The sequence below is a fragment of the uncultured Kordia sp. genome, assembly GCF_947496985.1.
Lineage (GTDB): Bacteria > Bacteroidota > Bacteroidia > Flavobacteriales > Flavobacteriaceae > Kordia.
In genome coordinates this window covers 67,300-80,641 of record NZ_CANMEZ010000002.1, presented here as the reverse complement: position 1 = coordinate 80,641, position 13,342 = coordinate 67,300, and the positions used below count along the sequence as shown (strand labels likewise).

Annotated in this window: 13 protein-coding genes; 7 read left to right on the top strand and 6 right to left on the bottom strand. The window is 32.1% G+C overall.

Annotated features, from left to right (window positions below; genetic code table 11):
* Positions 1 to 95 precede the first annotated feature (95 nt).
* Positions 96 to 857 (bottom strand): 7-carboxy-7-deazaguanine synthase QueE, encoded by a 762-nt coding sequence (locus Q0828_RS05305; RefSeq protein WP_298418333.1) that lies wholly within the window; start codon positions 855 to 857, stop codon positions 96 to 98.
* Positions 858 to 1,046: 189 nt separating this feature from the next.
* On the opposite strand from Q0828_RS05305, the gene Q0828_RS05300 reads away from it, so the two are divergent.
* From Q0828_RS05300 to Q0828_RS05270, 7 genes are all read left to right on the top strand, one after another.
* Entirely contained in the window at positions 1,047 to 3,356 is a 2,310-nt protein-coding gene (locus Q0828_RS05300) for a phosphotransferase (RefSeq protein ID WP_298418331.1), read from the top strand.
* A complete protein-coding gene (locus tag Q0828_RS05295) occupies positions 3,343 to 3,864 on the top strand; it encodes a CDP-archaeol synthase (protein WP_366523562.1) in 522 nt (173 codons plus the stop codon). The genes Q0828_RS05300 and Q0828_RS05295 overlap by 14 nt, the downstream gene beginning before the upstream one ends.
* Before the next feature lie 2 nt (positions 3,865 to 3,866).
* Entirely contained in the window at positions 3,867 to 4,457 is a 591-nt protein-coding gene (locus Q0828_RS05290; RefSeq protein ID WP_298418328.1) for a CDP-alcohol phosphatidyltransferase family protein, read from the top strand.
* Positions 4,458 to 4,466: 9 nt separating this feature from the next.
* The gene (locus Q0828_RS05285) at positions 4,467 to 4,874 is read left to right on the top strand and encodes a GtrA family protein (protein WP_298418326.1); all 408 of its coding nucleotides are present in this window, start codon (positions 4,467 to 4,469) and stop codon (positions 4,872 to 4,874) included.
* 209 nt (positions 4,875 to 5,083) lie between these two features.
* Positions 5,084 to 6,190, top strand: a complete 1,107-nt coding sequence (locus Q0828_RS05280) for a helix-turn-helix transcriptional regulator (protein WP_298418324.1) — start codon at positions 5,084 to 5,086, stop codon at positions 6,188 to 6,190.
* A gap of 93 nt (positions 6,191 to 6,283) precedes the next feature.
* A complete protein-coding gene (locus Q0828_RS05275) occupies positions 6,284 to 6,631 on the top strand; it encodes a hypothetical protein (RefSeq protein ID WP_298418322.1) in 348 nt (115 codons plus the stop codon).
* A gap of 42 nt (positions 6,632 to 6,673) precedes the next feature.
* A complete protein-coding gene (locus tag Q0828_RS05270; protein ID WP_298418320.1) occupies positions 6,674 to 7,183 on the top strand; it encodes a hypothetical protein in 510 nt (169 codons plus the stop codon).
* 87 nt (positions 7,184 to 7,270) lie between these two features.
* On the opposite strand, the gene Q0828_RS05265 is transcribed toward Q0828_RS05270, so the two are convergent.
* The 5 genes from Q0828_RS05265 to fbaA form a co-directional block, all read right to left on the bottom strand.
* Complete coding sequence (locus Q0828_RS05265; RefSeq protein ID WP_298418319.1) at positions 7,271 to 9,508, bottom strand: polyribonucleotide nucleotidyltransferase; 2,238 nt, start codon at positions 9,506 to 9,508, stop codon at positions 7,271 to 7,273.
* Positions 9,509 to 9,674: 166 nt separating this feature from the next.
* The gene (gene rpsO / locus Q0828_RS05260) at positions 9,675 to 9,944 is read right to left on the bottom strand and encodes a 30S ribosomal protein S15 (protein ID WP_298418317.1); all 270 of its coding nucleotides are present in this window, start codon (positions 9,942 to 9,944) and stop codon (positions 9,675 to 9,677) included.
* A gap of 190 nt (positions 9,945 to 10,134) precedes the next feature.
* Positions 10,135 to 10,749 carry a hypothetical protein gene (locus tag Q0828_RS05255; RefSeq protein WP_298418316.1) on the bottom strand — a complete coding sequence of 205 codons (615 nt, stop codon included), beginning with the start codon at positions 10,747 to 10,749 and terminating at the stop codon, positions 10,135 to 10,137.
* Between the two features lie 183 nt (positions 10,750 to 10,932).
* Entirely contained in the window at positions 10,933 to 11,790 is an 858-nt protein-coding gene (gene accD / locus Q0828_RS05250) for an acetyl-CoA carboxylase, carboxyltransferase subunit beta (protein WP_298418315.1), read from the bottom strand.
* Positions 11,791 to 12,252: 462 nt separating this feature from the next.
* On the bottom strand, positions 12,253 to 13,320 hold the full coding sequence (fbaA, locus tag Q0828_RS05245; protein ID WP_298418314.1) for a class II fructose-bisphosphate aldolase: 1,068 nt from the start codon (positions 13,318 to 13,320) through the stop codon (positions 12,253 to 12,255).
* Between the last annotated feature and the right edge of the window lie 22 nt (positions 13,321 to 13,342).

Sequence of the window (13,342 nt, the reverse complement as noted above, 5' to 3'; positions counted from 1 at the left end):
AGTTATACGTACAGAGTTACTAAAATGTTACAAAAAGGTGCTAATTATTTTAAATAAAGTTTGTAAGAAAATGTAATATATTAATAATTAATGGATTACACTCCTCTTTTGTCTCCGTAAATATGTACGTGCAAACGATCTGTATAATTAAATTGATACTTTTTACAGATTTCAATCAACCATTGTTGCTTTTTTTGTAATGCTTTAGGATTGGTTCCTTCGGGCATTAAATATACTTTTTCATTGGGTATGTCGTAAGTTTCGCATATTCCTAACACTTCCGTGAGATCGTTTTCAGACGCAATGACAAACTTAAAAACCGCCTTTTTATTGGTAGAAAAATATGTGTAGGCATCTGGCTTTTCACGTAACTTTTTAGGATTGTTTGAATTTGCCAATTTAGGTGATACATTATATTGATGTATTAAGGATTCAAAAGTTGCATCAGGTAAAAGTGTTCCGTTTGTTTCAATCTCAAAGAAATAATCATCCGCTTTGGTGTTGAAATAATCCATTAAGCTAGATAATTCTTCTAATTGCATCATCGGTTCGCCGCCAGTCAGTACAATGTTCTTACAGCCACTTTTAGCAACTTCATCATATATTTCCTCTAGCGTAAGCGAAATAATCATTTCATCCATCTTATACTTTTTATAATCAGGATCTGAATCTTTTACATGTGTAAAGCGTGTTTTTTCCCAATTCCAAGTGTAATCAGTATCACACCATATACAATGCAAATTGCAAAGTGAAGTTCGGATAAACACACTTGGTTGTCCAATATTTTTTCCTTCTCCTTGTATAGAATGAAAAATTTCAGGTTTTCCATCAAGATTTGCAATTTTCAATTTGGTCATACAACACTTCTTAAAGATAGATGGCAAAATTAAAGTATTAATGTCTGAGTGACAAAACTATAATATAATTGAATCCGATTTGATTTTTATTTTGTGATTATCGCAAAAAATAGTTTATCTATTTGTATTGTTTGCCAATTTCACTGTGATTATAACAATAGTTTTGAATTGTATTTAAAGTTTGAAATTATGGAAATACCGATTATACCAGGAAGAGGACTTGTTACAAACACAGCTACACACATGCGTTTGGACTTTCTTAAAACAAATAACATTAAAACAGATTTAATTTCTGAAGCACAATTAGATGTTCAGGATATTAGAAATAATATTGAATCCTATATAGGAAGTGTTGAAATTCCTTTGGGAATTGTGGGGCCGTTACTTTTTAATGATTCTGATAAACAAGAATTAACCTATTGTGTTGCAGGAACCTTAGAAGGCGCTTTGGTTGCTAGTATGAATAGAGGTGCTAAAGTAATTAGTAAGAGCAATGGTTTTTCTGCGGAAGTAAAATGGCAAAAAATGACACGTTCACCTATGTTTATTTTTGAAACAGAAAACGAAGCAAGCATTTTTAAAAAGTATATACAAGAATCTTTTCTAAGTATAAAAAAGGAAGCAGAAGCACATTCCAATCATGGAAAATTAGTAGAAATTGAAAGCATTCAGCAAAACGAAGTTGTGCATTTAAAGTTTACTTACCACACAGGAGATGCGTCTGGACAAAATATGACAACAACCTGTACTTGGTATGCCATGTTACATATTGTAGAAGCGTTTAAAGATGCTACAAATATTGTTCCTGTTGATTTTGTAATTGAAGGAAATGGCGCATCTGATAAAAAAGTGTCACAGTATAATATAGATACTGGAAGAGGAATTCATGTGGTTGCCGAATGTACAATTCCGGAAGAAATCATTACGAAAGTATTGCGAACGAATTCTGATAAGTTGATGAATTGCTTTCATCCTTCCATAAAGCTTGCTGAAAAAGATGGAATGGTTGGTTACAATATTAATGTAGCAAATGCTATTGCGGCAATTTTTGCAGCAACTGGGCAAGACTTGGCGTCAATTCACGAATCAAGTATTGGAATGTTGCATTTAGAACAAAAAAATGAAGGTTTATATATACAATTGACCTTGCCAAATTTAGTTATCGGAAGTGTTGGTGGCGGAACTTCATTGCCAAAACAATCGGAAGCCTTGGAAATTATGAATTGTTATGGAAGTGGAAAAGTGAATCGATTTGCTAAGCTTATCGCTGGTTTTGCTTTAGGTTTAGAAATTTCAACTTATGCGGCCATTGTTAGTGGCGAATTTGCAAAAGCACATGAAAAACTAGGAAGAAATAAACCTGTAAAGTGGTTGTTGAAGTCAGAGATTACACCAGATTTTGTTGAATCGAGTTTAAATGGTTTTTTTCAAGATAAGGAAATTCAGTGTATAGAACCGAAAAAAAGTGATTTGCTAGAAAATGGTATTCTAACCAATATAGCATCAAAAGTGAACAATAAAATTATTGGTTTTATGCCATTTCAAGTTGCATATAAACAACAAAGTGGAATATTTGGAACGAAAAATATTTTAATTAAATCAAAACCTTTAGATGATGAAGTTGTAAAAGGATTGCATACGATTGCAGCTTCTATAAATCCGGAGCTTTCAGATTTATTACGAAAATCTAAACGAAATTTAGAATACCATAAATGTCATCTCAAAGAAATTGAATTGTATGAGTATTTAAACAAAATCGGATTTGAAAATATTCCTAAGTTTTATGGAAAACGTATAAATGCGAAACGAGAGATCTTTATGTTGATTCAAGAGTTTTTAGACACTTCTGAAATGAAAATACTAAATTCTGAAAATCATCCTGAATGTTGGAAACCAGAACATATTCTTTCTGTAATTAAAGCAATTACGAAATTTCATCAACAGACAACTAGTACAGATTGTAAACATGTACAAGAATTTAAACCTTGGAAATCTACCAATTTGTACAAAAAGCTAATGCAAATTTTAATTACTGAATGCGCAGACGCAAAACATCAACTTGTTTTATGTGCGTTGCATGATGAAATTGATAACTTGGAAGTAATAGCTGCTACAATTCAATTTGAAAAAACAATCATTCACAATGATTTCAACCCAAGAAATATAGCAGTTAGAAATGATGGAACTCCTGTTGTTTATGATTGGGAATTGGTCGTAATTGATTTGCCACATAGAGATATTATTGAATTTTTAAGCTTTGCATTGTTGCCAAATTTCAAAAAAGATGAACTCTATTTTTACTTAAAAACACATTATCAATTGTATGATGCTGTTAATTGGGACGAATGGCTAAAAGCATACACGTATTCTTTAAAAATATATATCATTACCAGACTTTCGTTTTATGAAGTTTCTGGAATATTAGTCGCGTATGATTTTTCAAAACGCGTGTTGGATACAGCACTTTCAATGCTTACTTATTTGAATGAAGATGTATAGTTTTTTACAACATATATGCATTGTTTTATTACCATTGTTAATTTCAAATGTTATACACATGCTAGTGATTAAAAAAGATATTTTTCAATGGCTAACATATCCAATTTCTAAAAAACTGTTTGGAATCAATAAAACATGGAGAGGTTTTGTATTTGTACCTGTAATGAATGCTTTTGTTTTACAATTTATAAATTTCATTTTTAGTTTCAATTTAGATGCTGCATTCTATCTTGGTTTTGCACTTGGTTTTGGATATATGTTATTTGAACTGCCAAATTCATTCATGAAGCGACGTTTAGGAATTCAAGCAGGAGCACAAGCAACTTCAAACAAAATAGGATTTGCATTGTTAGACAAAATGGACTCTGCTTTTGGTGTAAATCTAGTCTATTTTTCACTTGGTTTTATTGCTTGGAAATATGCAGTACTTCTCTTTGTATGTAGCAGTTTTACCCATATTATCATCAGTCAGTTATTAGTGCAATTACACATTAAAAAATCATTTTAATCATGAAAAAAGAAAATATATATAACATTCCTAATTTTTTAAGTTTTTACAGATTACTCACATTTCCGTTAATCTTATGGTTTATTTATGTTGGAAAAGAAAACTTGTTTGTGATATTTTTATGCATCAATTTAATCACAGATATTTTAGATGGATTAATTGCACGTGTATTCAATTTAAAAACAAAATTTGGAGCAAAATTAGATTCATTGGCTGACAATGGAACATTTATAGCTGCGTTCATCGGAATCTTTACTTTTAAACTCAATGAAATGACCGATTCTATTTGGATGCTTTGGCTATTTATCACTTTTTTTATATCTGGCTTGATTGTTTCTTTTATCAAATTCAAACAATATCCTAGTTTACATTTATATACCACAAAAATTGGTGGTTACGTACAAGGAATCTTCATTTTTGTATTGTTTGCTTGGAATTTTAACGAATACCTATTTTATGCTGCGATGTTTTTTGGATACGTTTCACACATAGAAGAAATTATTATTCTGCTCATTTCAAAAAAGATGAAAACAGATGCAAAAGGGTTGTATTGGGTTTTGAAAGAAAGAAAACAAAAGATGCAAACAACCTAAATGTAGCAAATGATTTTCCGTTTTTATAAACAATCTGAATCTGTTCGGATGTTATGTATTGCAATTTTAGGTGTGATTTTTGGATTCATAACTTATGAAATGATATATTTTATAAATCCATTTTCTCCAAATGCAACTATTAGTTGGATGTTTGCTTTTGTAGTTGGAATTGCCCGACAACATGCATTGCACAGACATTTTACATTTCAACATAAAACATCTTATTTTAAAAGTTTATACAGAGCTTATGTTGTTGATATAAGTGCATTACTTTTTAGTACAGGATTCAATTGGTTTTTGTCCGAAATTTTAAATATAAATCACAGAATCGTTTGGGTTTGTTGTTTGTTGTCGACGGCTTTGATTAGTTTGGTATTTCTTAAAAAATATATTTTTAGAACTTCTGTAAATTCTTAATAAAAGTTTGTCCGATTTTTTCATCAAAAGAAGATTTCGGACATTAAATTTTAATGAAAAATTAAAATTTAATGTCTAGTTTCAAAAAGGGCATAATTTTGTAATGTAGTGATGTGAAAAATGTTTTTTTACTTTTTTTATCATCAAATAAAACTCAATTTTTTTTCAACTATAGTTTGAGTTTCCTACATTCACAGTAAATAAAATGAATGGGTTCCAATTTTTTTAATTTTTTATTGATCGCTGGTGCGATTCAAGGGTTTATCTTTAATGGCGTAACCTTGTTGTCACAAAAAAAAGTTGATAAGGTTATTATATTTCTAAACCTTACCGTTTTCTTTTTATCGCTCAATAATCTTCAAGCTTGGTTGATTGCAAAGGGCTTTCGATTTGATATGTTCTTTTTGCAACAATTTTTAGTGCCTTGGTATATGCTTATTATGCCAATGTTTTATATGTTTTTAATTCATTATTTGAAGATAAATGATCGTGTCAAAAGTGTGCTGCGTATTGCAATCATACTTTTTATAATTGAATTAATAGTGCGTACGTATCTTATTTTGAATGCGCCAGTTCCTACAATAAAACAGTATACTTTAATAGAAGAAATTGCGAATGCTACTTTTGCTATTTTATTGTTTGTGAAATGTCTTCGAATTGTATTTAAAGAAAGCAAATTACTTGATTTTATTGCCAATTATGATGATATCATGTGGTTGAAACGTTTCCTAATTTTAGGAAGTTTTGTGTTGGGTTTTTGGGTGTTGGCAATTATTTTGAATACGTATTTTGACGATTATAGAGCGTATTATCCACTTCGTTTGGCAACTTCAATATTATTATACTGGATTGGTTATCAAGGATTTTTTAGATACACTTTAGTGAATGATCGTATTTTACTGCGTGGAAAATTGGCAGAACTAAAACCTGAAACTACTGAAAAAGAATTGCCACAAACAGAAAGTAGTTTGTCTGAGAAGCATCAGGAATCGTTTGAAAATATTGCAAGTTATATTGTAAATGAACAACGATTTTTAGACACTTCTCTAAGTTTAGAACAGCTTTCTGATGAGTTGAATATTAGTTCTGGGCATTTATCAAAATTGATTAATACATACAGTGAATATAATTTCTCAGATTATATCAATTCGTTGCGTGTAGCACAAGCAAAGTCATTTCTAAAAGATGATGATTTTGATAATTATACAATAGTTGCTATAGGTTTAGAATGCGGATTCAACTCACGTTCTACCTTTTATACAGCGTTTAAAAAGTTTACCAATCAAACACCTTCCGAATATCGTAAATCACATTAATATGTCTTAAATTTTCATTGAATGAACATTTCGGATGTAGAATTTTCACAAGAAAACTAGATTCGTTTCATACTAATTCTAAAACTATATAGTATGAAAACATTTAAAAAACAATCACGCTGCTTTAGTGTATTCTTAATGGTACTCTTCTTATTTCATAGTTGTAGTGTGTACACACCTGAATCTTCAACTTTAGACGAAGCTACTACAAGTAACAGAAGAGTGAAAATTCATACAAAAGAAGGCAAACGGTTACGTTATAAACGAATTTTTAAAAAGGAAGGATTATATTACGGAATCAAAATGAAGGATACAATACAAATTGACACACAAAATATTGAGCGTTTGCGATTAAAAAATAATGCTTTGTCAGCTATTTATACGGTGTTGGTTTCTATTGTAGGTTCGTTTCCTTTTCTTGTTTATATTTTATGGAGATAATATCACATGGTTTTAAACTTAAATCAAACTTTTAAAATAATTATGAAAAAATATATCATCATTATATTATTATTGATGCCTATATTCTGTAATGCGCAAAGTACAGATCAATTAGAGTTTTCATCTATTTCATTTAATCCTGTATCAGCATATACAGGTAGTAGTGGTGTTGGCGGCGCCGTAGGTGGCGATTTAGCTTTGTCGTATAGAAAGAATATCTTTTTAATATCTGGCTATTTTGGAGAGGGAATTTCATTTTTTTCCTCTTACGAGGATTCATTTTCAGAGTTAAGTTTGTCATGGGGAAGAGCACATCCATTTAACGATTGGTTGCAAATAGAAGGTTTTGTTGGTGCAGGTTATTTTTACTTTAAAAATAGAAATATTAATCTTGAAGGCGCTGAGAAAGATAAAACTGTAGGTTTTCCTTTATTTACAAAGTTAAAATTTATGATAGCAACTAATTTTTCAATTGGAATTCAGGTTAGAGTAAATATCAATTCGATACAAACTATAACTAGTTTTGGTCCGTATTTACAATTAGATTTTTAACTGCTTATTAATTATGATACATAGTATAGATCAAAAAAAAACGCCTCGAAATTCGAGGCGTTTTTTAGTATATTGAGATTGAAAAAATTAATTTTCTTTCTTATCTTCTCTTGGTTTACGATTATCACGTCCGCGATTATCTCTACCTCTGTTGTCGCGTCCTCCACCTTTATTATCTCTTGGTGGTCTTGCAACATATCCTTCAGGTTTTGGCAAGATAGCTTTACGAGAAACTTTATCTTTACGTGTTTTTGGATCAATTCCAAAGTATTTCACGTCTAAGATTTCTCCCATTTTCACTACATCGCTTACATTATCTGTACGCTCCCAAGCTAATTCAGAAATGTGTAATAATACTTCGTTTCCTGGTGCTTCTGTATATTCTACAACAGCTCCGAAATCTAACATTTTTACAACTTTCACTTCGTAAATGCTTCCTTTTTCTGGTTTAAAAGTGATTGAATCAATTTTAGCCAATACTGCATCAATTCCTTCTTGATCAGTTCCTAAAATTTCAACAATTCCTTCTTCCGTTACAGGATCTTCATTAATTACAATTGTAGTATTTGTTTCTTTCTGTAATTCTTGAATTACTTTTCCACCAGGACCAATTAACGCACCAATATAATCTCCAGGAATAGTTCTGGTAATCATTTTTGGAGCATGTGCTTTCACATCAGTGTTAGGTGTTTCAATAGTGTCTGTAAGTTTACTTAAGATATGTAAACGACCATCACGTGCTTGTTGTAACGCATTTACAAGAATTTCGTATGATAATCCTTTTACTTTAATATCCATCTGACAAGCAGTAATACCATCAGCAGTACCTGTAACTTTAAAGTCCATATCTCCTAAGTGATCTTCATCACCTAAAATATCAGATAAAACCGCATATTTTCCAGAATCAGCATCAGAAATTAATCCCATTGCAATACCAGAAACTGGCTTCTTTAATTGTACACCTGCATCCATTATTGCCATTGTACCAGCACAAACAGTTGCCATTGAAGAAGAACCATTAGATTCTAATACTTCAGAAACGACACGTACAGTATATGGGCAATCATCAGGAACCATACCTTTTAAAGCTCGTTGTGCTAAGTTACCATGTCCAACTTCACGACGAGATGTTCCACGAATTGGTCGTGCTTCACCCGTTGAGAAAGGAGGAAAGTTATAATGTAAATAGAAACGCTCTTCGCCTTCATATGATGGCATATCTATTTGGTTTGCTTCTCTTGATGTTCCTAGAGTAACAGTTGCTAAAGCTTGCGTTTCTCCACGAGTAAAGATTGAAGAACCATGTGTTGATGGTAAGTAATCAACTTCACACCAAATTGGTCTAATTTCGTCTGTCTTACGACCATCTAAACGTAAACCTTCATTCAATGTTAAGTCACGAACAGCTGCTTTTTCTGCTTTGCTGTAATACTTAGAAACCAATCCGCCGAAATCTTCTAATTCTTCTTCTGTGAATGTAGCTTTGATTTCTTCTTTAATTTCTCCGAAAGCAGTACTTCTTTCATGTTTAGCAGAACCAGCTTTTGCTACAGCATATACTTTATCGTATGCCATGTCATACACTTTTTTCTCTAAATCTTCATCAGCTCTTTCAGGATCGTACTCACGTGTTTCTTTTTTACCAAATGCTTCCGCTAAACGAAGTTGTGCAGCACATTGAACTTTAATAGCTTCGTGCGCAAACTTGATTGCTTCTGTCATTTCTTCTTCAGAAATCTCATCCATTTCACCTTCAACCATCATTACAGAATCAGCAGAAGCTCCAATCATCATATCGATATCAGATTCTTCTAATTGTGCTCTTGTTGGGTTGATAACAAATTCTCCATTAATACGTCCAACTCTAGCTTCAGAGATTGCACATTCAAAAGGAAAATCAGACAATTGAATAGCAGCAGAAGCTGCTAAACCAGCCATTGCATCTGGCATTACATCAGGGTCATGAGACATTAACTGAATCATCACTTGTGTTTCTGCGTGATAATCTTTTGGGAATAATGGACGTAATACACGGTCTACTAAACGCATTGTTAATACTTCACCGTCACTTGGTCTTGCTTCTCTTTTAAAGAAACCACCAGGATAACGACCTGCTGCCGCAAATTTTTCACGGTAATCAACTGTTAAAGGTAAAAAGTCAACATCGCTTTGCTTGTAGTTAGAAACCACTGTACATAATAGCATACATTTTCCAGACTGTACTACTACAGATCCATGAGCTTGCTTTGCTAACTTTCCGGTTTCGATAGAGATTTCTCTCCCGTCACCTAGGTCTATGACCTCTCTAAAAACTTTTGGAATCATAAATTTTTTTTAATTCTAATTAAACAAAGGTCGTTGTGTTGTTGTGTGTGTAGTTGTTGTTTTGACCCAATGAAAAACCAGTAATTATAGCTTTTTATTACTTCTGATACTTAGTTAGAAGTGTACTTTTATATATTAAAAAAAGAGGCACGAAGCCTCTTTAGTTTTATTTTCTTAATCCTAATTCTTTTATGATCGCACGATATCTGTTGATATCTTTTTTCTTTAGGTAATCTAGTAAGCTTTTTCTTTTACCTACTAACATTACAAGAGAACGCTCAGTGTTATAATCTTTACGATTTTTCTTTAAGTGTCCTGTTAAGTGATTAATTCTGTGCGTGAATAACGCGATCTGACCTTCTGAAGAACCTGTGTCTGTTGCAGACTTTCCGTGCTTAGCGAAGATTTCAGCTTTTACTTCTTTAGTTAAGTACATGCCAATATTGTTTTTAATAATTTTTATGTAATGATACGTTTCTCATATCAAGCGGCAAATATACTATTATTTTTTTAAAATGAATTGTTTATTACTTCTTTTTGAATGTATTGTATTTGGAAGTTTGTGTTGATGTGGTTTTTTAGTTTTAAGGAATTGAAAATTAGTGAGTTATTTGTTGTTTGGGTAATTATATTGTTGGCGCTATTGTCCATGTATTATCAGGATTCAATGTTGCTGTCATACTATATACATTTGCGGGAAAATTAATAGACCCAACTAGGTATAAGAGCGATGGATCTATAACTTGCCCTTGTATAAAGTTTCCAAATGTAATTTTATAATTAGATTTTGTTTCAAATCTATAATTCATATTCGGTTGCGCTTGAGCTACCAATGTGCCAGCACCAGACATACCAATGCCTACAGAAGCTTGGTTTTGTGGAATGGTTTGGTCGCATATGATTGTTAATGCACCTGTATTTGGATCTGTTGTTAAATCTTTAAATTGAAAGGCTCCATCTTCTTTGGTGAATGTAATATTATTGTCTTTTTCTAAACCTGCTTCAACTACTTGCGAAGATTCAAAAGTAACACCAGGAACTAATACACCAGTTTCACTCCATACAAAACAAGGAGCTGTAGTCCATTGAAATTTATCAGTTACTTGCGGATTTGTTCTTTTTGTAAGCCATGCTAAGGTATGTATATTTGGATCTTTTGTGTCAGCATATTCTTGAAATATACAAACGTCTCCAACACGAGTACTATTATTAATGAAAATTAGTTCATATTTGGTAGCCATAATTTTGATTTTTTAGCGTAAAAAGATTGAAAATGATTTTACAAAGTTAGTTGACTAAATTAGTTGATTCCTCTTGAAAATTATAGCGTATTTATACTCGTTTTCTAATGGTTTAACTAGAGTGAAGGGTATAAAAAAAGCATCCTTAATAGGATGCTTTTAATTATATATTTAAAACAATAATTATGCGCGTACAGGTTGATTTTGAATTAAATCAATGTAAAGGTTAATTCTGTTTTTCAATTCTTTTCTATGTGTGATAAAATCCAAGAATCCGTGTTCTAATAGAAATTCAGAAGTTTGGAAACCTTCTGGTAAATCTTTCCCTGTAGTATCACGCACAACTCTTGGTCCTGCAAAACCAATTAAGGCACCAGGTTCCGAAATATTGATGTCTCCAAGCATTGCAAAAGATGCAGTTGTTCCTCCAGTTGTAGGATCAGTACATAATGAAATGTACGGAATTCCAGCATCTGCTAATTGAGCTAACTTTGATGATGTTTTTGCTAATTGCATTAATGATAATGCAGCTTCCATCATACGAGCACCACCAGATTTTGAGATAATCATGAATGGAATATTATTTTTTAATGAATAATCTGCAGCACGTGCAATTTTTTCACCAACAACACTTCCCATTGATCCTCCAATGAAAGAGAAGTCCATACAAGCGATGACTAAATCTTTTCCTTTTGATTTTCCAACACCAGTTTTTACAGCATCTTTTAATCCAGTTTTTTCTTTGGCAGCTTTTAATCTATCAACGTATTTTTTGCTGTCTTCAAATTTTAAAGGATCTTTTGAAGTTAGATTTTTATCTAATTCTTTATATTTTCCTTCGTCAAATAATATTTCGAAATATTCTTTACTTCCAATACGAACGTGATAACCATCTTCAGGACTTACGTAGTAGTTTTTTGCTAATTCTTCAGAATCTACAATTTTACCCGTTGGTGATTTGTACCAAAGTCCTTTGGGCGTGTCTTTTTTATCTTCCGTAGAAGTTTGAATTCCTTTTTCTTTTCTTTTAAACCAAGCCATATGATTTATGAGTTATGATATACAATGTTTAGATTGTAGTTGCAATACAATCATTATTACTGTGATCAATTAGTTAGTTTCGTTTTTTCACTAGCGTACAAAATTACTGTTTTTTTTTAAAGAAACAGAATATTTGATTTTGCTATCTGTAAATCCGTTTGGTTTATACATAAAAAACCTCGTTAACGTGTTGTTATTCAGTGTTAACGAGGTTTTTTTAGTTTTCTGCTTTCTTTAAGATTCCTTGTTAGGAACTTTTCTTCATTCTTTGGTTTTCCGAAGTTGTTTACACTTTTGTGAGAACTAAGGTGGTTACTTCAATTTCTCTCAGTAACTTTTAATTTACGTTAGGGATAGAGGTTTTGTTGGAGCTCTTTTATAAGATGAATTTCTGCATAAGCAGAAAGACAGCTGGGGAAAAGCGACTGCCGAAAGCCCGACCCAACGGGAAACGCCCAAATATTATAGCGTATTTACATTGTTTAAATCTTCGAAAGCTTGCTTTAAACGTGTTTTGAATGTTAGTTCACCTTCACGTAACCATTTTCTTGGATCGTATGTTTTTTTGTTTGGAATGTCATCTCCATCAGGATTTCCAATTTGAGCTGCTAAATAGTCTTTTTTCGTAAGTATGTAATCACGAATTCCTGTCATGAATGCAAATTGCAAGTCTGTATCAATGTTCATTTTGATAACTCCATATCCAATAGCTTCTCTAATTTCTTCTAATGTAGAACCTGAACCACCGTGGAATACAAAGTCAATATGGTTGTGACCAACATTATATTTTTTAGAAATATGCTCTTGCGAGTTTTTTAAGATTTTTGGTGTTAGTTTTACGTTTCCTGGTTTGTATACACCATGAACATTTCCAAAAGCTGCAGCAATTGTAAATCTTGGACTTACCTTCATTAACTCTTCGTACGCGTATGCTACTTCTTCAGGTTGTGTGTATAGTTTTGAGTCATCAACATCACTATTGTCAACACCATCTTCTTCACCACCTGTAATTCCTAGTTCGATTTCGAGCGTCATACCCATTTTGCTCATACGTGCTAGGTATTCTTTACATATTTCGATATTTTCCTCTAATGGTTCTTCCGAAAGATCGATCATGTGTGAACTATATAATGGTTTTCCAGTTTCAGCAAAGTGCTTTTCACTTGCATCTAATAAACCATCAATCCAAGGCAATAACTTTTTTGCACAGTGATCTGTGTGTAAAATTACAGGAACTCCGTAAGCTTCTGCCATTTCATGAACGTGTTTTGCACCAGCAATAGAACCAGCAATTGCTGATTTTTGATTTTCATTGCTCAATCCTTTTCCTGCATTGAATTGCGCACCTCCATTTGAGAATTGTATGATTACAGGAGCATTTAGCTCAGCTGCTGTTTCTAAAACTCCATTGATAGAGTTAGAACCTACAACATTTACTGCTGGTAAAGCAAAGCCTTTTTCTTTGGCTAGCTTAAATATTTCTTGTACTTCATCTCCAGTAGCAACTCCTGCTTTAATAGTATGACTCATCGTCTTTGGTTTTTTTGTTTGG

Bases quoted from the DNA above. Each gene is read 5' to 3' on its own strand.
- Q0828_RS05305 (WP_298418333.1), bottom strand. From the start codon at position 857: ATGACCAAATTGAAAATTGCAAATCTTGATGGAAAACCTGAAATTTTT.
- Q0828_RS05300 (WP_298418331.1), top strand. From the start codon at position 1,047: ATGGAAATACCGATTATACCAGGAAGAGGACTTGTTACAAACACAGCT.
- Q0828_RS05295 (WP_366523562.1), top strand. From the start codon at position 3,343: ATGAAGATGTATAGTTTTTTACAACATATATGCATTGTTTTATTACCA.
- Q0828_RS05290 (WP_298418328.1), top strand. From the start codon at position 3,867: ATGAAAAAAGAAAATATATATAACATTCCTAATTTTTTAAGTTTTTAC.
- Q0828_RS05285 (WP_298418326.1), top strand. From the start codon at position 4,467: ATGATTTTCCGTTTTTATAAACAATCTGAATCTGTTCGGATGTTATGT.
- Q0828_RS05280 (WP_298418324.1), top strand. From the start codon at position 5,084: ATGGGTTCCAATTTTTTTAATTTTTTATTGATCGCTGGTGCGATTCAA.
- Q0828_RS05275 (WP_298418322.1), top strand. From the start codon at position 6,284: ATGAAAACATTTAAAAAACAATCACGCTGCTTTAGTGTATTCTTAATG.
- Q0828_RS05270 (WP_298418320.1), top strand. From the start codon at position 6,674: ATGAAAAAATATATCATCATTATATTATTATTGATGCCTATATTCTGT.
- Q0828_RS05265 (WP_298418319.1), bottom strand. From the start codon at position 9,508: ATGATTCCAAAAGTTTTTAGAGAGGTCATAGACCTAGGTGACGGGAGA.
- rpsO (WP_298418317.1), bottom strand. From the start codon at position 9,944: ATGTACTTAACTAAAGAAGTAAAAGCTGAAATCTTCGCTAAGCACGGA.
- Q0828_RS05255 (WP_298418316.1), bottom strand. From the start codon at position 10,749: ATGGCTACCAAATATGAACTAATTTTCATTAATAATAGTACTCGTGTT.
- accD (WP_298418315.1), bottom strand. From the start codon at position 11,790: ATGGCTTGGTTTAAAAGAAAAGAAAAAGGAATTCAAACTTCTACGGAA.
- fbaA (WP_298418314.1), bottom strand. From the start codon at position 13,320: ATGAGTCATACTATTAAAGCAGGAGTTGCTACTGGAGATGAAGTACAA.